The following is a 21,811-nucleotide window of genomic DNA, read 5'->3' on the forward strand; positions in this document are numbered from 1 at the left end:
CCCGCAAGGAGCTGATTCTTGCACGACAAAGTCAAACACGGCAAGCATTGAAGCTTGACCGAGGTTTTACAGCGCGCGAGCGGGGCCGAATGGCAGGGAGGGAGAAGCTAGCGCTTTTCCCCCGCCGAAGCCGGACAGCTTTATTGTTCGGCGCGGCGTTCAATGTTGCGTTCGAACTGCGCCGACACAAGGTCTTGATAGGACGTCTTGCCACCCTGAAGAGGCCGGCGCTACCGCTCCCGCAAGGCTTCCTGCTTGTATCTCGCCAGCGGTGAGAGCAGGTAGCTGATGATCCTGCGCGCGCCAGTCTTGATCTCGACCGTCACCGCCATGCCGGGACTGAGCTTGACCAGCTTGTCCTCGATCTGCATGTGCGACCGGTCGAGTGAAATGCGCGCAGCATATTCCAGTTCTTGGCCTTTCGGCTCGCTGCTGCTCTGCGCCGAGCCCGCCGCCCGGTCATTGGACCCGCCCTGTTGCCTGTCGCGCGTGATGGCATCCGTCGACACGCTGAGCACTTCCCCATGAAGGAGTCCGTAGCGAGTGAAGTTGAACGTATCGACCTTGATCTCGGCCTTCTGTCCCGGATGGACGAATCCAATGTCGCGGTTGGAGAGCATCGCCTCGATCTCGAGCTGGCTCTCGCTCGGAACCACCACGGCCAACGCCTGAGCGGGCGTCACCACGCCCCCGACCGTATGAACGGTGAGTTGCTGCACGACGCCATCGACCGGTGCGACCAACCGCTGGAGTTTCGTGCGTTTCTCTGCCTTGATCACTTCCTGCTGAGCGCTCGCAGCCCTCTGCTCGGCTTTCGCGAGTGCATCATAGGTCGTGCGCCGATACTCTGCGGCGGTCTTGTCCTTCGTTTCCTTCAGAAGCGCCATAGCCGCATCGGTTTCGCGCAGCCTGCTTTGTTGCAGGAGGAGATCTTGCTGCATAGCGATCAGTTCCTGATATTCGGACAGATAGACTACCTTCGACGCCAGAGCCTTGTCGACGAGACCCTTGCGGATGTCGACCCGCTCTTGGAGCACTGGAATCGTCGCCTGCAACTTCGCAACGCTCGCCGAGGTGGTCGCCCATTCCGCTTCCTTCTGACCCTGCTGGCGCTCGATCTCGGAAAGCTTGGCATTCTGCTCGGCGCGCTGGCTGATCAGGAACTGGCGATGCATCTCGATCTCGGCGGCGCTTGCGCTCTGCGGCGGCCGGAAGGCGGCGAGCGGATCCTCCGCCAGCGCCGCGCGCAGCCGCGCGACGTCGAGTTCGGCCGCAAGGAGATCGCTCTTCTGGCGCTCCTGGTCGGCTTCCGTGATCGTCGGGTCGAGCTCGATTAGGACGTCGCCGGTCTTGACGCTCTGACCGTCGCGCACGTGGATGGCACGGACAACGCCCGTCTCGAACGGCTGAATCAGCTTGGTACGTCCCCCCGGCACGATCTTGCCGGTCGCGGTGGCGACGATGTCAACTCTGCCGAGTGCCGCCCACACCAGGGCGATGCAGAATACCGCGATGATGCTCGCGGCGATCGCGCGCCCGATCGGCGACGGAGGCGTTTCGGTGATTTCGAGCGCAGCCGGCAGGAATGCAATCTCGTGCTCACGGCGGCGAGGTTCGGATCTCGGAAACGGGACGACATTTCGGCTAGCGGACGTCATGGACACCAGCCTGCAGATAATGGAGGTTTGCGTAACGGCCGTTTGTGCGAATCAGCTCATCATGGCTGCCGTCCTCGACGATGCGGCCATGCTCGAGAGTGATGATCCGGTTCGCATTGCGCACGGTCGACAGCCGATGCGCGATGACGAACACGGTCCGTCCGGCCGAAATTCGTTTCATGTTCTGCTGGATCGCGCGTTCGCTCTCGTAATCCAGCGCGCTGGTGGCCTCGTCGAGTATCAGGATGCGCGGATCGTTAATGAGCGCGCGCGCGATCGCGACACGCTGGCGCTGCCCGCCGGACAGACTGCTGCCGCGCTCGCCGACAATGGTGTCATAGCCCTCGGGCAGCTCCAGGATGAAGTCGTGAGCGCCGGCAAGCGATGCTGCCTCGATGACACGTTCCATGGGCATGGACGGATCGGCCAGCGCGATGTTCTCGCGAATGGAGCGGTTGAATAGCACGTTCTCCTGCAGGACAACGCCGATCTGGCGTCGAAGCCAGGCCAGATCGACCATCGCGAGATCGGTGCCGTCGATCAGCACGCGGCCGCTCTCCGGCACATAGAGCCGCTGAATCAGCTTGGTGATCGTGCTCTTGCCCGAGCCGGAGGAGCCTACGATGCCAATGACCTGACCGGGCCGGACGCTGAACGACACGTCGTGCAGCACCTGGGGGCCGTCGAGGCGATAGCGGAACGAGACATGCTCGAACGTGACCTGTCCGCGAATTGGCGGCAGAGCGGCGCGGCCGGGATTGAAGCTCGGCTCGGGAAGGGTATTGAGAATGTCACCAAGGCGATCGATCGATAGACGCGTCTGATGGAAATCCTGCCAGAGTTGCGCCAGTCGCAGAACCGGCGTGCTCACGCGCGCGGCCAGCATGTTGAACGCGACGAGCTCCCCGACGGTCAGGTCACCGCCGATCACGAGCCTGGCGCCGAAGTAAAGGGTTGCCGCGACGACCAGCTTGTTGATCATTTGGACCGCCTGGCTCGCCGTATTGTTCAGGCTAAGCACTCGGAAGCTCGCAGCCACATAGCCGGCAAGCTGCTCCTCCCAGCGGTGCTGCATCTGCGGCTCGATCGCCATGGCCTTCAGCGTCTCGACGCCGGTGACGCTCTCGACCAGGAAAGCCTGATTCTCGGAACCCCGATTAAACTTCTCATCAAGGCGCCGGCGAAACAACGGCGCAGCCAGAGTAGAAATGCCGATGTAGAACGGGAACGAGGCCATCACGATCAGTGACAACGCCGTCGAGTACCAGAACATTACTGCAAGAAAGATGACGGTGAAAAACAGGTCGATCACCAGCGTGAGCGCCGAGCTCGTCAGGAACTGGCGGATATTCTCGAGCTCGCGGACGCGTGCGACCGAATCGCCGACGCGACGTGACTGGAAATAGGCGATCGGCAACGCCATTAGGTGACGAAACAGCCGGGCGCCCAGCTCGACGTCAATGCGGTTGGTCGTGTGCGCGAACAGATAGACGCGCAGCGTCTCGAGTACAGTCTCGAAGACGGTCAGGACGATAAGGCCTATCACCAGAACGTCCAGCGTGCTCATGCTTCGATGCACGAGCACCTTGTCGATCACCACCTGGAAGAACAGCGGTGAGATGAGGGCAAAGATCTGGAGGAAGAACGACGCGACCAGCACTTCGCCGAGAAGACGGCGATACTTGTGAACCGCGCCGACAAACCAGCCGATATCGAAGCGCCGCGAGAGATCCGTCAGCGCCGCGCGCCTCGTCATTAGGATGATCTCGCCGTCCCAGATGGCCTCGAGTGCGGCCTGCGTCATCGTTTCGGGGCGGGGCGACAGCGGGCGCTGGACGAGGAGCGTGTCCTCGACGACCTTGCCGAGGATCAGGAAGCCGCCGTCACGTAGCATCGCGATTCCCGGCAGTGGCGTAATAGCAAGCCGATTCCAGCTCGTTCTCTGAACCTTTGCCTTGAGCCCGAATTCCTTGGCGCAGCGCAGGATTTCGGTGGGGCCGAAGCGCGGCGCGCCCATGCGATGTCGGATTTGGCCTGGATCGGCCGCAACGCCATGGCAGCGGAGCAGAATTGCCGTCGCAATAATCCCGGATTTATCGTCATCGTCGAATTCAGGACTCGCGGCCGGAGCATCGCCGCTCGCAGGCGTGTCAGCACGATCGCTTCGAACCGAGAAATGCCCGCGCATCAAGGTGTCGCGGGCCTTCATCAAGGTATCGCGGACATGCATCCACGCGTGGCTGGCGCGGCGCAGCAGGTCAACTAGGTGGGCACTCATGCCGGCAATCGCCTGATGTGGTCGACCCAAAACCGCATCCTGCGCTCGATGTGCGAGGCCCTGTAATCCGGCCAGGAGGCTCTGTGATCCGGGCAGGATCAAACGGCCGTCCCAGATCTCTTCGAATTCCGCGCGTGTCATCCGCCTCGGATGCGACGCCGCCGGGTGCAGCACAAGCGCCGCCTGATCGTCGACCTTCCCCAGAAGCAGAAATCCGCCGTCACGCAGCGATGCAATACCGGGCAACTGAATGTTCGCAAGTCGCGTCCATTGCGTGGTGCGCGAACGGACATTCACTCCAAATTCGCGCGCGCAGCGAAGCATCGCTCGAATGCCGACCTCATCGCTCCCGCAGCGCTCGCGGAGCTGGTCGGGCTCGGTGCTCACGCCATGAAAGTGCAGGAACAGAGCCAGGGCCCGAAGCCCAAGATCTGCAGCATGGGCATTTCCATTCTCGATCGCCATTTTTTACTCATTCCGTCGCGGCTATCGACCGCTTTCGATGTTCCTCATACATTTCCAAAACTGGTGGTGCCGCACCCAAGCACCGGGCGCCTCGCTGCCGAAGCGGATCAGTGCTGCGGCCTAGTCAGGAATGGTTCTTCACGCCAGCTAAGCCATTCGACACCGCCACGATGGAAGAGTTCCACCGCCGCGCGTCGCGAAGACGCGCAACACACCGCACGCTCGCAGCCTAGGAACCGCGAGCAGATTTCAAAGCATTGCAGCCTCGAACCGCGAGGAGATAGAGCAGTCGGACTTTGAAGGCTGGCCCCCAACTGCTGAACCGGTTAGCTAACAAGAAAAAATGGCGAAAAAACTTTCGAGATATGGTTTATATACTCACGTATGTAGCGCCGCACTTGCCCTATACTCATCTATTTTTGCGCCGGCACATGCCCGATCAATCGGAAAACACCGGCACATGCCCGATCAATCGGAAAACACACGCTCGATTCTTCTGTTACGTCATCGTCGGAGTTTCGGAAAGATCGCGAGCGGCGGAGCCAGTCGAGACGAACGCGCACGGTGACGATCGATACCTTTGGCTTGCCGGCCGCGTTCGTTCCTTTTGCATCTTCAAAATTGATGATGCCGCACCCAGGCGCCGAGCGCTTGGGTGCGGCAGTGGATCAATGTTGAGGTTTGGTGAGGAACGAAGAGCCCTGTGCCCAGGCGTTTCCATTCGAGACGGCGGCCACGATCTGACCGGGCTCGACCCGACCGGTGCTACCCGCCAGATACTGGTTCAGGAGTGCAAAGCTCTGGCTAGCCAGGGAAGCCGTGGTCGTGCCGGTCGCGTGCGGAGTATCCGTCACGGTGATCGGCGATGCAGAGGTTGCAACGCCTCTGTTGGCGATCAGGTCCCTAATCTCGCTAAGCAGAGCAGACCCCTGGCCTGCCAGCCACGTGCTCGTGCCGGTTGCAGGCGTCCCATCGCTAGCGATCGAGCCGCGATGTTGGCCCCACGATGCATAGCCCTGGCCATCCGGCGGCGTGGTCGTTCCACCGCCGGAGATCAAGTCGCGATGCTCGCCCCACCATCCTGTGTTCGTCCCGGTCGAAGGCGAAGGATCCGTCACAGGGGTGGTCTGCGGCGACGTTGCGGTCGTGACGCTCGTAGGCTGAGGGGTCGTCACGGTCGAGGTCTGCTGCGACGTTGTGGTCGCAGCCGTCGCAGGCCGGGGATCCGTCACGGTGATGGTCTGCGGCGCCGCTGACGTCACAGCGCCGGTGATCGGGTCCTTTGCGCGCGCGGTCAGCGTGAGGTTTGCGACCGGTTGACCTCCGCCCCGGTAGTTCGATGTCAACGTCAATCCACTGTCGACCTGCGCGGAGGTCAAGGTGATGTCGCTGCCCCTAAACGTTTGGCCATCGAGGTTGTCGGTGATCGTCTCGTACCTCGGCAGCCCCTTGATGTTCAAGGTGACCTGATCATTGGTGTCAGTCGTTGTCACCGTTGTTCCCAGGTCGACCGTGCCGCCTCTCCCGGCCACCCAGAGCGAGTTATGCGCCACCGAAAGGACCGGCGTGGTCACGGATGGGGTCGGGGTAGTCGGGGTCGTGGGCGATGCCGTCGAGATCTGGAGTCCGGCGAATGTCTTCACCGCACCCGAGAGATCCGCGGCGAGACCGCCGGCATCCTTGATGCTCGATCCGCTCGGGAGATTGACTCCGGTGATGGCGAGTGCCGAAGTATTCGTGTCGGTCGACGCGACAGTCGTCTTGAAGGTGAGCGCGTTCGTCCCGGTGCCGCTCACATAGGTGGCTTTAGCACCATCATTGAGCGACAACGTAGGCGTGCCGGTGACGGTCACGGCCTCGCTGAAGCCGAGCGTCATTGTGATGGTATCGCCGACATGCTCGACTCCCGTCCCCGGCAAAGCGGAGGCCTGGGTCACCGTCGGCGCGACGTTGATGGGGGTGGTCGGGGTTGTCGGGGTCGTCGTGGGCGAGCCCCCGCTCACGGCGTTGAGCATTGGAAGCAGCTTATTCAAATCCGTATTTAGGGCGCTTATCGTCGTCGCATCATAGGCGTTCTGTTGGGCGCGAAGGACGGTCTGATCGCCTCCCATCTCAGTGACGTAGGCGCCGTATTGCTGGAGGGCGCGGAACACCTCCTGGCCAAGCGGCGAAAGGCCGGAGGGCATCGGCGTTCCCTTCGGAATAGCCAAAAGCTGGCCTTCCTGCACGATGCCGCCGGAACTGGTGCCGTCGGTGGCAATGGCGGGGGAGACATATCCTGGCTTCAATTGCGTGCCGGCGACGGCGAGCTGCAGGGCATGATCGATCGTGCCCGTGTCCGTCTGCGCCTGAACCAGGAGACCGCCAAGTTCGCTATTGCCGGCTGCACCGACTCCTGCGCCAAGCGAGGACTGCCAATTGTTTGCCGCAGTGGGTGTCTGAAGGGTGCCCCAGCCGGTGCCCGTGGATACGCTCGCCTCGCCATACGACTGGGCCGTCGCGGTCGTGTCGCTCGTGCGGCTGAATCGCCAGAAATTGTAGACAGTGTCGCCGTCGACGACGATGATCGGGGCGTCGCCGCCCGAGCCGACCGCGCCGGTCGCCCCGGCCGGAACATGGACGCTCACGGTCCCTCCCGGCCATCCCCAACTGGCGGGAACAGACACCTGCACGACCGGGTCCGACGACGAGGCGACGTAGACTGGAAACCCGGTTTGGGACCAGGTCACGCCGTAGTTCCATCCGGTCGAGGAGTCCCAGTTAAGCGACGTATATGTTGCTCCGGTCGGGACCTGTTGGTTCCAAAGCGAGGTCGAGGAAAACGGAGTAGATGACAGATTGAACGACATGCCCATTCTTTCGTTCTGGGGTTGCGTTGACAAGGGAATTCCACTGCCGCGTATCGCAAAGACGCGACATACCACATGCTCGCGACACGTGCCGCGAGCGGATTCCAACGCTTCGCAGCGCGAGGCCGCGAGCGGATTTCAAAGCAGTAGGATTTGGAAGGTTGCCCCCCACTGCTGGTCGGTTGGGTAGTAAGCAAAAATGGCGAAAAAAATTTCAAACTGTGAAATTATGCACATGTATGCAGCCCTGATATTTCCCTGGACACGACACTATTTCCCGCGAAATCCGTCAGATTCGCCGACCTGAAAGAGGTACTTCATTACTGCGGCGACACGTGTAGGCGAGCACATCAGTCTCCGCGTTGGCGAGGAGGCCTTGAGACGACGGCGCAGTGATTGGCGGGCACATTGCCGGCCATCGCCGGGGCTAGCACGCAAATCCGCCGATCGTGCGCATGTTGTCCGCACGCTGCGGCTGCGAAGTCCAGCACCTTCATATTCGGCTGGATCGTGAATCCCAAGTCTGACAGCATATGCCGGAATACGTCGAAGCGGTTCGCGGTTTTGATGATGCTACAGGATAGAGCTACAGGATAACGGATCGTGAGGATCTCTCATGGCCTGGAGCGCATGGTTCATTCATCGAGCGCATCTAGGAATGCTACTGGCCACTTTGAGCTTCGCTGCCGGGCATGCAGCCGTTGTCAGAAGCGAGCCATACATCTGGACAAACGTGAAGTGGGGCGGCGGTGGGTACGTCACCGGGATCGTCGCACATCCATCCGCGCCCAACTTGCTCTACATCCGCACCGATGTCGGTGGATGCTACCGGTGGGATGCTGCCAACCAGCGGTGGATTCCGTTGCTCGACTGGCTCCCACTCGCGGAAGAGAATCTGTTCGGCGGAGAAAGCATCGCGATCGATCCATCGAACCCCAACAACGTCTACTTTGCTGCCGGGATGTACAATTGGTGGCGCGGCGGTCCGTGGGATGTGCTTAAGTCTACGGATCAAGGCAAGACATGGGAGCGCACTAATCTGAACGTCGCAATGAACGGCAACGATTTCCCCGGCGCGCTCAACGGGGAGCGCCTGATTGTAGATCCGAACGACGGCAACATCCTTTACTTTGGTTCACGCAACGACGGCTTATGGAAGAGCACAAACGCCGCAGCAAGTTGGCAGCGGGTCGAGAGTCTTCCCAAAGGCACGGCGGGGGTCGGGATCACCTTCGTGGCCATCGACGGTACGACAGGCAGGGCGGGGTCGCCCTCTTCAACGATCTATGCCGCTGTACGTGGCCACGGAGTCTACCGAAGCATGGACGCAGGGCTCTCGTGGGCCGTCATGGCCGGCAGCCCAGTTGACCCTCACCGTGAAGCCATCGCCTCTGATGGAGCCCTCTACGTGACCCATGACGACGGCGTCGCCAAATTTTCCGGCGGCGTCTGGACCGACATCTCGCCGCCTCAGCACAGGCGTAACTTTTCGGCCATCAGCGTTGACCCCACCGATCCGAACGTCGTGGTGACGATGGAGAACAGATATGGCTGGTACCGCTCCACAAATGGCGGCGCCACTTGGACCTTTTGGAACGTGAGCGCCACTTCTTCGGTTCCGTGGCTGCCCAACAGCGAGTTCGCCGATGGGCCGTCGGCGATGTTAATTGATCCGGCCGATCCGAAGCGGGTCTGGTTCACGGACACCGGCGGGGTGTGGCGCACTGACGACATCACCGCGAAGCGCCAGATTTGGCAGAGCTACGTAAATGGGCTGGAAGAGATGGTCGTCTTCGACGTCAAGTCCCCGCCCCGGGGCGCTCCACTGCTCTCCGGTGTGGCTGACCATATAGGGTTTCGAAACGCCTCTCTCACCACGCCACCACCAAACGAGATGGGATACACGCCCTTCGGCAACTCCACCGGAATCGACTTCGAAGAGGCTGATCCAAACTTCGTCGTGCGGGTGGGACATCCTGGAGACACCTCGCCGGCTGGTGGCTACTCCATCGACAATGCGCAGACCTTCACGGCCTTTTCATCCAACCCAAACAGAAACTTCGACGGCAGAGTGGCGGTTTCGGCCACGTCACGGCGGATCGTGTGGCTGCCGAAAGGAAGCATTCCCTACTACTCGACGGACTTGGGCGCCTCATGGACGCAGTCGATTGGAGCGCCATCGGGTGCCGTGGAAGGAGCCGACTACTGGAGCAAGAACAAGCCACTGGCCGCGGACCGCATAGATGGGAGCAAGTTCTACCTGTACGACTACAACAGCGAGCATTTCTACCGCTCGACCGATGGTGGGGCGACATTCGAGAGCATCTCAACCATTCCGTCGTTGGGCTGGCGACAGCAGGTCGTAGAGGCCGCCCCAGGATTGAACGGGGAGGTTTGGATCAGCAACGGTGCGTCGGGCCTTTATCGTTCGTCGAATGCAGGTGAGACCTTCGCCAAAGTTGCCAATGTCGACACCGCCTTCATGTTCAGTTTCGGAGCACCCCCGATCGGGTCGAAAGTCCCCACTGTCTTCCTCTACGGCACAGTAGAAAACACGAAGGGGATATTTCGGTCCGACAACCTGGGCACCAGTTGGGTTCTCATCAACGACGCCCAGCACCAGATGAGCGATCTCGTGATGGGAGCTGGGTCCATCGCGGGCGACCGGCAGGTTTGGGGCCGTGTGTACATCGGGACCGACGGACGGGGCGTCTTCTACGGTGTACCAACTGATGCAGCCCCAAGCCCGACACCGCGGTGATTGACTTTGTCGGCTCATTTATAACAGCCACTGACGCCATGACCGACGCCTAGTTCCAGAACGTGTTGAGGCATACTTCGTCGAATGTGTTCATAGAGTAACATGTCCGCGCTCGGGACTAATAAACGGTATGTCACCCAAAAACTCTCGGATTCTTCAAACCGCATCACTAAAACTCCTCTGAAATCTTAGAAATTAGAAATAGCTATCTGTAGAATTTCTGAAGATCGTGCTTCAACGTGGTGTAGCTGGCGGTGGGTCACGGCGTTCGCGGGCAAGGCATCCAATCCATTAATGTACCGCATGTGTAGGTCGCGTTCGCCGCATCAGATGGACGCCGCGGAGCCATTGCTCCAGCACAACGATACTAAATAATATCTTGTGGTGGTCGGCCCGGCCTGCCGCGTGGTCCCTCAGCATGGACTGCACCACAACCGGCTCCAGGAACCGGTAGACCCGTGACTGCGGATCGGCCAGGTATTGCTGCATCAGTCCGTCGAGGGATTGGCGGAACCACCCATCGACCACATTCACCGCAAATCCGCGCTTCTCGCGATGGATGATTTCGGACGGCAACAGCCGCTTGCTCACTTCGCGATGAAGCCACTTGCGAACGCCATGACGCACCTTGAAGGACGCGCCCAACTGCTGGACGTGCTCGACCACTTCGCGATCGAGATAGGGTACGCGAACCTCGAGAGCGTGCGCCATGGACAGCTTGTCGCCATACATAAGCAACTCGTCCGGCAGCGACGAGCGCAGCTCGAGCAACTGAAAGGCGTTCAGGTCGTCCAGCTTTTCGAGGGCCGGCCGGTATTCCTCCCAGCAGCGGGCGGCCACGGTGGCTTCCCCGTCAGCGATCAGCTCGGGGCGAAAAAGCCCCTGCATCGCGTTGTCCGAAACCAGGGAGAATACCTGCTGGAAACGACGAAGCCGGTCGGGCTCGTGCAGCGAGTAAAGGCCACGCTTGATCGTATCGTTCCGCGGGAGGGCGCGCGCGAGTGCCGCACTCGGTGTCCGCAACCAGCCGGGCAGCGCGCGCCAGGCGGCGCCATAGTGCACGCCAAGGTGTCGGGTGTATCCGCCGAACAGCTCATCGGGCCCCTGGCCGATGAGCGCCACCTTCACGTTTTCACGAGCCCGCTGGCAGACGAAGTACATGGGCACGATCGATGACGAGGCAACCGGTTCCTCGAGGACGTCCACGATGCGGGGCAGAATGTCTTCAAACGTTTCCCGGGTGAGATGAACCGCGCTATGCCTGGCGCCGTAGGTCCGGGCCGTCTTGGCGGCATCCTCGAGCTCATCATCGACGAACGACGATCCGTACCCGACGCTGAAGGTGTGCCAGTCGCGTCCATACAAGCTCATCAGCGCGAGCAACAGGCCCGAATCCAGGCCGCCGCTGAGCAGCAGTCCGAGCGGAACGTCGCTGATGAGATGCCGCTTCATCGCCGCCTTGTAGAGTTCGATCAATTTCTCCGTCGCCTCCTCCGGGCGGGGCTGCGGGGCGAATGGCTCCGGGACGAACTGGTAGTAGCGCGAGACGTGCACCTGGCCCTTTTCGACGACGAGTTTTTCACCCGCGGCGAGCTTCTGGATCCCCTTGAACATCGTGCGCGGGGCGGGCGCGTAGCGATAGCGCAGAAAAAGAGCGACGGCTTCGGGATCAACGCCCGGCGCCTCGCCGAGAGCAACGCAGACGGACCTGATCTCCGAACCAAAAGCGAGCGATCCGTTGTGGATTGCGCAGTAGACCGGCTTGATGCCCATCGGATCGCGCGCCAGCAGCAGCCGGCGCTTTTTCACGTCCCAGATGGCGAGGCCGAACATGCCGTTGAAGCGGTTCAGCACGGCGTCTCCCCACTGTTTATAGCCGTGCACAATCACCTCAGTGTCGCAGCTCGAACGAAACACGTGGCCGTGCCCCAGCAACTCCTGCCGGAGCTGCTGATAGTTATAGATCTCCCCGTTGAAGACCACCCACACCGTCTGGGCTTGGTCAGACATCGGTTGGTGGCCGGCGGGTGACAGATCGATGATCGCCAGCCGGCGGAAACCCAGGCCGAGATTCCCGTCCAAATGCTGGCCAGCGTCGTCGGGGCCGCGGTGGATGATCGTGCCCATCATCGCTTCGATGGTGCAAGCGCTGACGGGCGCACCGCTGCCGAAGTTAAACTGCCCGCAGATCCCGCACATGGTGGAATCCTTTCAGTTGGAGTTCGAAGCGCTTGCTCGTCGCGCAGCCGCAGGTCAAGCGCTCGGACATCTCCGACTGGCCCCACGGTGCGTGGATCGGGCTGGGCGCCATTTCGGAGGAGAACTTGTGGGTCATTGAAAGCTTCACCGGATCGATGCGCGAAGATCTTCGTTAATACCTTTCATATAGAGGGCTTCCCAAATTGTTTCTTCAATGCTGGCGCCGGCGTGACCATCGGCGTTGAAGTGTTCGTTGGCGATGGTGTGCTGTTCATCGTCATCCGCGCGCCCTGCTTCACGACAGAACCTGCTCGTACACGGATTGTATTCGCCTTGCGACCTTTGCGAGCGAAAGCTCATCGACCGCGGCATACCCGCCGGAAAGACGCTTTCCACGAGCCAGTACCTTCGCTACAGCTTCCGCGATAAAGGCCGGTTCGTCAGGTACGATGTAACATCCTTCGAACTCTTTAATTCGCGCGGCCACGTCGCCAACATCGACGGAAACAATCGGTAGATTGCAGGCAAGAGCTTCTTTGACAATGTTCGGAGACCCCTCATGAGCAGACGTAAGGAGCAAACAATCGACGGCGTTCAGGAATCGTGCTACTTCTTGTTGAGGTCTCTTATCGAGTGTGACCAATTGGGCAGATGGATTGGATCTTCGAACCAACTCAAAAGCAGCTTCGGCGAGCGGATATCTCTTATAACCCCCTGCTGAGGGCCTGCCGGCAAATAGGACGTGCTGCTCGTCTTCCTTTAAACCTACTTCGCGCTTAGCGATTGCTCTGGGATAAAAGATATCAAGATCCACCCCATTGGGGATAATGGACGTTGTTTTGGCGCGAAGATATTTTGCAAGGCCGGCACTCTTCGCAATATTGTGAGCTGTCGCGTACGACAACAAACGGGAGAATAGTCCGTGCAACACTCGATTAGGGAATGAATATTGTCCCCACTCGTTGCAACCTCCATATACGTCGTTGCCCATAAAAGACACAACGAGCGGCAGGATAGTAGCGAATCTGGCAGTCCAGCCTGAGTACATATAATGCGCATGAACGATATCGTACTGCCTCGAACGCGCAGCCTTCCGTATCTCAGCAATGCCCATGATATATTTGCCAACGCCAGTGCCTTTGAGCCGGCAAACGTCAACATCAAGCCCAAGCCTCGCCAGCGACTGCACCTGAGTGCAGATGAAAACGCCCTCAGACGGATTCTGTTCAGTAGGGTATGCGCCCGTAACATGCAGAACCCTCATCGCGGCTTGCTCCTTTTGGCCTCCGGAAATGGCGATACGCTCTAAACCTCGATAAACTTTTCCACCATCGCAGTTGTGCTGCGATCTCGTCAACCGGAAGAGATCATCGTCTCGTAGACGTCAATCTGCCGAACGATGCAAACGCGACGCCGCGCTGCACGATCGGCGGAGCCTCACGCGACCTCTCCTTTGCCTCCGAGCGCTAGTCCCGCAAGCCTGCTGGCGATGAGCCACAGCTCCGCGGCGATCGGGAGCGGATCGTCCCATGCAGCGATGGGGCCCTCAACGTGCGGCTTCAGCGATCGCAAGTACGGCCTGAGCGCCAGCCGACCGGCGGCTATCTCGGCGACCGACGTGGGCACGTCCGTCGACAGCCGAACCCATCGGCACCCGGGCTTGCCCCGCCCCTCGGGGACAGGCTTCCCCATGGCGAGCAGCCAGGCGAGGTAGGGGAAGTCCACGCCTGCGGCACGACCGAGAGAATGCCATCCCCAGATCCGAGGATTGACATCGAGCAGCTTCAACCGGCCGTCCCGCGGGTCACGCTGGAACTCGACCTCGACCGGCCCGGAGAGTCGCAGGTTCCGAAGCAGAATCTCGGCCGCCGCAACGACGTCGAGGTCCTCGATCGTTTCAACGAAGGTGCTGGCCCTTCCGAAGTCGGCTGGAAATTGGCGCATGCGTCGGGCGGCGACGAACGCAAGAGGGCGTCCATCGCTTACAAGAGCCGCGAACGACAAGCGCGTCTCTCCGCCACCGGGCAACAGCTCCTGGACCATGATGAGGTCAGGATCGATCTGCGTACTGGCCGCTCGGTAGAGATCGAGTAGCTGCTGTCGGTTGTCGGCCCTCCATGCCTTTGCGTCGGTGAATGCCGAGGCGATCGGTTTGCGCGCGGGCTTGAGAATCACCGGGTACGAGAGCTCAAGCTGCTCCAACTCCTCGAGTGTGGACGGATAGTGGGTGGCAGCGCAGCCGATCCCGAGTGCTTCTGCACGGCCATATGTCAGTCGCTTGTCGGCTGCGAATCGATGCAACTCCCACGGAGACGTCGTAAGCTTGTAGCACTGTGCAAGCTTCTCCGCGTGCCGCGCGACCAGGGATGCTGTCTCTTCCCCGCTCGGGAACAGCACCCAGCCGTGGAGCCCATGCCGGTCAGCAAGGTCTATGAGGCAGGTAAGCTGCTCCTCCAGTGCCGCTGGCCACACCGTCCGTCCTGTTGCGTACCGCGACGCCCGCGCCAGCGAGAACCGCTCTGCAGCAACCCAGACGGGGATGCCATGGCGGCCGAGGCTCCGCACGACGCCGAGCCCGCGGTAGTCGCCGCCGATGACCAGCGCGCCGGTCACCGTTGCAGGCCTTTTACGAGTGTTCTCGATGCGTATCCGCTGCCGGCAACGAACCGCAGGAGCGGGCCATGACTCCACGCCGCAGGGGCGCCCACGATGTGGAGGCCAGGGACGGACGTCTCGAAGCCACGCGACAGGCGGGGCCATCCTGCGACAGTGTTGATGCCCGCGAGCACTGATGGAGACAGGAATGAGTAGCGCGATAGGTCGACCTGGTAGCCGGTGGCCAGGAGCACGTGATCCACGGTGCTCTCCGTGCCATCGTTGAGGACAAGCCGTACGCGCTCGCCCATGCTGCAGGCATCGCGCACCTCCGTGTTGAGCCGGATAGGGACATCGGTGAGGCGGGGGATGAGCCAATTCGCTCCCGCTGCGCGAATGACGCGCGGCCCCAGCCGGTCCTGCACGCGACGAGGTAGGGCGCAGAATGCGCGTGGATGCGCGACGAGGTGGCTCACGCCGGCGGGACCGACATCAGGCGGGGCGTATAACATCTGCTTGACCGGCCACTGCTCGTGCAACCATGGACGCTTGTGAAGCCACCTGACGAGGGGCGCACGCACGAGGACGTCCACCTCAGATCCCGCCTCGTGCAGCAAGGCGGCTGACTCGAGCGCGCTCTGACCACGGCCCACCACCGTCACCCGCTGTCCGGCGAACTTCCCGAGGTCGTCGTGGTCCAAGCTGTGTGAAACGAGCGAAGGGTTGAGAGAATCGAACTGGGGCGGCCTCCAGGCGAGTGCTCCAACTCCCGCCGCCACGACGACCCTCGCCGCCTCGAACTCTTCACCATCCTGAGCCACCAACCGGAAACCAGCGCCAGCCCGCTCGACGGAACGGATCTCTCGGCGGTCCAGGTCTGAAACCGCCTTCTGCTGGAACCAAAGCCCGTACTCGATGAACTCGTCAGCGGTGACAGGTCGGCTGACAGGGTGGACGCGACCAGCGTCGAATGCCTCGAGCGTCAGGGGACCTTTCCAGTCACCGATGCTGCTCCCCTCGTACGGAGACCGGAGCAACATGCCCTTGGGAGTTTGCGACCTCCAGAACAGCAAAGGATCGCCAAACACCTTTACGGAAAACCCGGCACGTCGAAGGGCTAGCGTCGATGCAAGGCCGTACGGCCCGGCCCCAATGATCGCAACGTCAATTTGACTCATGATGCACCTTGCCGAGCCAGGCTGCCTAAGCGCCAAGGCCGCCTCCCACGATCATGGCGTTCGTCTGCGCTGCAATGCTCTTTGAGGCTACGCTCATCGACTCGGCTCAATTCAAGGTCGCCCGCTCGACGCCTGCGGTCCGCTCCTGCCGAAGATTAAGGGCATGAGGCGCACTGTCCCGTCAGCAATGTGCCTTTGTGTCATGCACTCTTCTCCTTGATGCATCGAGGACAGCTTTGATTTCTCCTCGCCCTCTCCCCAAATGTAGCTTGCGTTCGGAATAGTCGCCCTCTGGATAGGCCAGCGCAATACACCTCGTCTCCGCGCCTGGTTTGAAGATCTGACCTTGATCCTGCGATCTCGGCCTCCGCCTTCTCTTCTGAACAGCATGCCCGGACCGGGTGGAAGACGGTAACGTAATGCGCTTGGACTGGCCCCGAGAATATTGATGACGTCGACCGTGTGGCCGAACCCGCGCAGCTCCTCTTCCTGCTGGCGCACGAAGGCTCCGGAGCCGTCTCTGCGGACTCGGAACAGGTCGTTGGCAGACGCTCCTCACCATCCTGCGTTCTCCCTCAGCGCCCGGCAGGAATTCTCATCGCATTACTGGCATGCGCCGGCTGCCGTCGCATTTGCTCGGCCCATTGTCTTCGCCACGCCTCGAAGGAAAGAAGGGTCCATAGCTGGTACCCATAATCCTTTTCTCCCGAGATATGTTTCCGCCAAATCTCTTGCGCCGGTTTTACGTCGAGGATCCCACCGCCGTATCTGGCAGGCGCAAGCAGATCCTCGGCCCAATCGCGTAACGGTACTCTAAGCCATTCGCCTATCGGGACGCCGAAGCCCATTTTCGGCCGTTCGACCAGATGGCGAGGAACGTAACGGTCGAGGACCCGTCGCAGCAGCCACTTCGTCTCTCCGTTCCGCACCAAAAACCGTGGAGGAAGGCGCCACGCAAATTCGACTATCCTATGGTCCAGGAGTGGCGGACGCGCCTCCAAGGCTACTGCCATCGACGCCCGATCGACCTTCTGCAGTATATCGTCCGGAAGGTAGGTAACTGTGTCGACAAAACGAGCGCGGTCCAAAACCCCAAGTCCTGGTGGCGCCCCTCCCAGCCCAGGGGGATTTTTCCGATCAGCCATGTGAAGTCCCACATCTGGGACCAGACTGACGAGCCGAGTGTAAAACCCATCCGGATCCAACGACAGCACACAAGATAGATTTCGCACCTTGTCTCCAAGTCGTGGCGGAATCCTGCCGCCACGAAGGAGGTGCGATAAACGATTTAAGATGGGGGGTGGCACAGCGCCCAAAACGGCACCGGCGCCCTCTCGAAATCGAATAGGTATCAGGCCAGCGTACCGCGAGAACCACGTCAAAATTTTGTACCTATCATATCCGGCGAACAGTTCATCGCCGCCATCGCCGGATAGTGCTACGGTGACGTGACTTCGCGTCAGCTTCGACACAAGAAAAGTCGGTATTTGCGAAGCATCTGCCAATGGCTCGTCATACATTTCAGGGATCAGAGGTACCGTCGCAAGCGCATCAGCAGCGGTAATGACCAATTCCGAATGTACACTCCCTATGTGACGAGCAACGCGGGCGGCGTACGCCGACTCGTCAAACCCTAGGTCGGGAAATCCAATCGAAAATGTACGGACGGGCCCTTTCCCAGCTGCCATCATTAAAGCCGCAATTGAAGAGGAATCGATGCCTCCTGACAAAAAAGCGCCAAGCGGCACATCGGAAATCATTTGCTTGCTGACTGCATCGGCGAGCAACGACGAAAATGTCTCTATTGCCTCTCGGTCACCAACTTCCAGCGGCGCTTCGAAGCCTTGTGCGACGGCATCTTCCAAGCGCCAATACCGCGACCGGGAAATACGCCCATTGACGCCAATCGATACGATCTCACCAGGCATCACCTTCTCGATGCCGCCTAATATTGCACCTGGTGCCGGAACATAACCAAATTTGAGATAACTGCTTACTGCTGCCGTATCTATTTTCCTTGGCACAAATCCCAGTCTCAGCAAGGCCTTTATCTCCGAGCCAAACGCGATCTTTCCTCCATGCAAGGTAAAAAATAGCGGTTTAATTCCAAGTCGATCACGTACGAGATGCAGCACCCGCTCTCGGCGATCCCAAAGTGCCATCGCGTACATGCCGTTGAGCGACCTTATAGCCGCCGTTATTCCTTTACTTGCAACGGACTCGATCAGAACCTCGGTGTCCGAATGACCTCGCCAATTCACGCAGGCAACGCTCGGCTCCCGACGAATTTCTTCCGCATTATATATTTCGCCATTGTAACTCACGACCCACCGCCCATCTGCCGACATCATGGGCTGCGCTCCGGCCTCACTTAGATCAATTATGGCAAGTCGGCGGTGTGAAATCGCGATGCCAATCGCTGCATCAATCCACACCCCCTCACCGTCTGGCCCGCGATGCGCAATCGCATTCGCCATGTCGCGCGCCGAACGTCGCAAGGCCTCCGGCTGCGCAGCGAGACTAGGGTCAATCAAACCTGCAATCCCGCACATAGCGACCAATCCTCTCAGCAGTATCCTAATATGATCGTTCGACCAATCTGAGGCCCCACCTCGCAATCACACTTCAAAGGAAAGCGCCCTATTCCCGCTAGCCAATCGCCGAAACAGCTCAACGTGCTTCTGCACCATTCGCTCAATCCCGAACTCCTGCTCGATGAGCGCCCGTCCTGCACGACCGAACGCGCTTCCAATATCAGGACGGTCGACAATTTCCCTTATCCGCCACGCCAGCGCATTTTCATCTCCGGAGGGTATTAGGAATCCATTCTCTCCGTCCTTGACGATTTCGCGATTGCCCCCCGCATTCGTGGCGATGACCGGCTTTTCCAGCGCCATGTACTCCATAATTACATTCGCTATTCCCTCCCCGTGGTATCTTGAGTCCGCCAACAAGACTCCGACAGAAAACGTTTTTACGATTTCTTCGACCCGTTTTCTGACTCCCAGAATGCGTATATTCTCGTGAGAGTCACTCTCTAAAGGCACCCTGAACCTTTCCAGATCCGGTCCTTCGCCCACAGCAACGAACGTGATGTCCTTCCGCTCACTGCACAGCAATTTCGCCGCTTTGAAGAACGTACTATAGTCTCTCTCTCGATGGAATCTTCCGACCATCCCGACTACGTGTTTTGTCCTTATGTCCAACGAACGCTTGACCTGGTTGACGTCCGGAAGATTATCTATTCGATCGAAATTAAAACCGTTATGTATACAAACACCTTTTTTGCCATGTACTCGAAAAGCTCTGAGTCCCGCCAATGAATTCGCCAATATTACACTTGAAAATGGAGTTGTCAGAAGCAAACGCCGGTACCCGCGGTCTTTCAAGTTCACAAAGAGCGGAGCGTTTTGTATCATCCCGTTGATCAAAGCCGATCTAGATATCAACGCAATTGGTGACGCATACACCGAGCACATCGACTCCCACGAATATATTATATTCGGTCGGTATTGCCTCGCCAGGCGATATAACTTTTCGAGAATACGAAAATCCCATCGTCGGCTTCTTTTGAGGATGTGTATTTTTATTCCCAGTGACTTGACCTCGTCATAGTGGATGACGTCTGAAAGAACGACCAATTCATTAGTGAACCCATCTAGTTTGCTGAACCCGCGCAACAATTCGACCAGTTGCCGCTCCTTTCCCCCGGAGGCCAACGTGTCGGTTATATGCAGTATCCTGATCGCGGACCTTGACGAATTCAGCATTCCATCACCCGACCGTTATGCCCATAGCCCTGGCGCTCAATTAGGCGCCGATACATGTTGGTGACAAAGACGCTCCTCACGATAAGTGTTCACTCCACTGCGCCGGTAGTCGCTTTGATCCGTCGTCGGATCTCTGCCGGGACACCCATCACGAGCGCACCGTCGGGCACGTCCTTCGTCACCACCGCGCCAGCGCCGACAACTGCGCCAATGCCGATTCTGACGCCTGGCAGTAGGTTGGCTCCCACTCCGATAGCCGCGCCGCGTGCGATATTGGGCCCCAGCATAGTCGAACCGCAGTAGCCGTGGCGACCGATCGCATTGTCGTTCGAAGTGCCGACACAGCCCGAGATGAACACGTCGTCTTCGATCGTCATATTGCCCGCCAGCCAGGTGTGATCCTGCACCCGAACGCGATCCCCGATTTGCGTGTTGTAATTGACCGTGACGTAACGTCCGATGGTGGTCTTCGAGCCGATCCGCGATTGTTCACGGATCGAGGCGCCGTCGCCGATCAGGCTCCCCGCCCCAAGTGAGACGTCGTAGAAGATCACCGCGTGCGGTCCGATAGAACAATCGGCGCCGATGTCGACCCACGCCTCGAAATGCGGCGCGCGCGACAACGCGCCGGCTCCCTTGGGCGCCTTACCGATATAGGCTCCGGGAAAGATCTCGACGTTGTCCCCGACTCTCGCGCCGCTCTCGATCACGACATGCGGATGAATAACCACCCGGTCGCCTATCGTAACATCAGGCCGCACCACAGCGAACTCGGCGATCGCCACGGCCGTGCCGATCGCCTCGGTCTCTACCACCGCCCATGCGCTGATTCGATTCATCGCTAATCCTTTCGATTCATCGCCAGGGCCTTGACCATCGGCGCGCAGCGCGGTGCGCGACTAGGTTGACTTTCGCCGCAATTTCGTGTGGCCGTCCCGCTTTGTCGCAGCACGAGCAATCGCGGCGATATGGCGCACTTGGTCGCGTGCGAGTTCAGCGAACATGGGCAGGGACAATGCTCGAGCGGCCATCGCTTCGCAGCACGGCAAGTCGCCCCGCCTGTAGCCGAGATGGGCGAGAGCAGGCTGCAGGTGGAGCGGCAACGGATAATGGATGCCAGTCGCCACACCGGCCTCGTCGAGCTTATTCCGCATTGCGTCCCGCTCATTCGTGGCGATCACATACAAATGATAGACATGCATCGACCCCTTTCGAGCGAACGGTGTCTTGATCCCCGACTGCGCCAACTCCGCGGCATACCAGTCCGCAGCGCGCCGTCGATTGGCGTTCCACTCATCGAGGCGCCGGAGCTTGACCCGCAGAACTGCCGCCTGGAGAGCGTCGAGCCGGCTGTTGAACCCGATCTCGGCGTGGGTGTAGTGGGTAGTTCGACCGTGGTCGCGCAGTCGTTCGATGCGCTCGGCGATCGCGGTACTGTTGGTGGTGACCGCTCCGCCGTCGCCATAGGCCCCGAGATTCTTTGCCGGATAAAACGAGAAACATGCGACATCGCCGAGCGCCCCAGTTCGGACCCCGTGATATTCCGCGCCGTGCGCCTGGGCCGCGTCCTCTACTACATAGAGGGCGCGCCGCCGCGCGATCTCATTGATTGGATCCATGTCAGCCGGCTGCCCGAAGAGGTGGACTGGGATGATCGCTCTTGTATGACCCGTCAGAGCGCGCTCGATCATTCTGGGATCGATCGTGTAGGTGTCTGGATCGATATCGACGAACACGGGCCGCGCTCCTGTCGCAACGATGGCAGCCGCGGTGGCCATGAAGGTGGTGGCGGTTGTAATTACCTCGTCGCCATGACTAATACCCAAGGCCCGCAGCGCCAGATGAAGCGCGTCCGTGCCGCTCGCGACACCGCGCGCATAGCGCACGTGGCAATACGCGGCGAAATCTCTTTCGAAGGAGGCAACCGCCTCGCCGCCGATGAACTGCGCGGACTCGAGAATGCCCCGAATTGCTTCGGCCACCTCGTCCTTCAGCGTCTCATATTGCGCTTTGAGATTGACGAACGGAATGTGCATTTCTCGAACCTCACGAGAATGT

At 60.0% G+C, this 21,811-nt stretch carries 13 protein-coding genes; 2 read left to right on the forward strand and 11 right to left on the reverse strand.

Annotated features, from left to right (window positions below):
* Positions 1–230: 230 nt before the first annotated feature.
* From ACVWY3_RS20225 to ACVWY3_RS20235, 3 genes are all read right to left on the reverse strand, one after another.
* A complete protein-coding gene (locus ACVWY3_RS20225) occupies positions 231–1,658 on the reverse strand; it encodes an HlyD family type I secretion periplasmic adaptor subunit (protein ID WP_456840051.1) in 1,428 nt (475 codons plus the stop codon).
* The gene (locus tag ACVWY3_RS20230; RefSeq protein WP_456840052.1) at positions 1,645–4,401 is read right to left on the reverse strand and encodes a type I secretion system permease/ATPase; all 2,757 of its coding nucleotides are present in this window, start codon (positions 4,399–4,401) and stop codon (positions 1,645–1,647) included. The genes ACVWY3_RS20225 and ACVWY3_RS20230 overlap by 14 nt, the downstream gene beginning before the upstream one ends.
* 668 nt (positions 4,402–5,069) lie before the next feature.
* Positions 5,070–7,028: a hypothetical protein gene (locus ACVWY3_RS20235; protein ID WP_456840053.1), complete on the reverse strand. Its 1,959-nt coding sequence runs from the start codon at positions 7,026–7,028 to the stop codon at positions 5,070–5,072.
* Positions 7,029–7,866: 838 nt separating this feature from the next.
* Here ACVWY3_RS20235 and ACVWY3_RS20240 point away from each other — a divergent pair.
* Entirely contained in the window at positions 7,867–10,011 is a 2,145-nt protein-coding gene (locus ACVWY3_RS20240; protein ID WP_456840054.1) for a hypothetical protein, read from the forward strand.
* 291 nt (positions 10,012–10,302) lie between these two features.
* On the opposite strand, the gene asnB (ACVWY3_RS20245) is transcribed toward ACVWY3_RS20240, so the two are convergent.
* Entirely contained in the window at positions 10,303–12,210 is a 1,908-nt protein-coding gene (asnB, locus tag ACVWY3_RS20245; RefSeq protein ID WP_456840055.1) for an asparagine synthase (glutamine-hydrolyzing), read from the reverse strand.
* 32 nt (positions 12,211–12,242) lie between these two features.
* On the opposite strand from asnB (ACVWY3_RS20245), the gene ACVWY3_RS20250 reads away from it, so the two are divergent.
* A complete protein-coding gene (locus ACVWY3_RS20250; RefSeq protein WP_456840056.1) occupies positions 12,243–12,386 on the forward strand; it encodes a hypothetical protein in 144 nt (47 codons plus the stop codon).
* Between the two features lie 119 nt (positions 12,387–12,505).
* On the opposite strand, the gene ACVWY3_RS20255 is transcribed toward ACVWY3_RS20250, so the two are convergent.
* The 7 genes from ACVWY3_RS20255 to ACVWY3_RS20285 form a co-directional block, all read right to left on the reverse strand.
* Positions 12,506–13,474 carry a glycosyltransferase gene (locus tag ACVWY3_RS20255; RefSeq protein ID WP_456840057.1) on the reverse strand — a complete coding sequence of 323 codons (969 nt, stop codon included), beginning with the start codon at positions 13,472–13,474 and terminating at the stop codon, positions 12,506–12,508.
* A 173-nt stretch (positions 13,475–13,647) separates the two neighbouring features.
* Positions 13,648–14,823, reverse strand: a complete 1,176-nt coding sequence (locus ACVWY3_RS20260) for a carboxylate--amine ligase (RefSeq protein ID WP_456840058.1) — start codon at positions 14,821–14,823, stop codon at positions 13,648–13,650.
* On the reverse strand, positions 14,820–15,983 hold the full coding sequence (locus ACVWY3_RS20265) for an FAD-dependent oxidoreductase (RefSeq protein WP_456840059.1): 1,164 nt from the start codon (positions 15,981–15,983) through the stop codon (positions 14,820–14,822). Before ACVWY3_RS20265 ends, ACVWY3_RS20260 begins: the two co-directional genes overlap by 4 nt.
* 575 nt (positions 15,984–16,558) lie before the next feature.
* Positions 16,559–18,535, reverse strand: a complete 1,977-nt coding sequence (asnB, locus tag ACVWY3_RS20270) for an asparagine synthase (glutamine-hydrolyzing) (protein WP_456840060.1) — start codon at positions 18,533–18,535, stop codon at positions 16,559–16,561.
* Between the two features lie 66 nt (positions 18,536–18,601).
* Positions 18,602–19,753: a glycosyltransferase gene (locus ACVWY3_RS20275; RefSeq protein WP_456840061.1), complete on the reverse strand. Its 1,152-nt coding sequence runs from the start codon at positions 19,751–19,753 to the stop codon at positions 18,602–18,604.
* A gap of 89 nt (positions 19,754–19,842) precedes the next feature.
* A complete protein-coding gene (locus tag ACVWY3_RS20280; protein WP_456840062.1) occupies positions 19,843–20,592 on the reverse strand; it encodes a hypothetical protein in 750 nt (249 codons plus the stop codon).
* Between the two features lie 60 nt (positions 20,593–20,652).
* Entirely contained in the window at positions 20,653–21,789 is a 1,137-nt protein-coding gene (locus ACVWY3_RS20285; protein ID WP_456840063.1) for a DegT/DnrJ/EryC1/StrS family aminotransferase, read from the reverse strand.
* Positions 21,790–21,811: the final 22 nt, after the last annotated feature.

The sequence above is a fragment of the Bradyrhizobium sp. USDA 4486 genome, assembly GCF_054057995.1.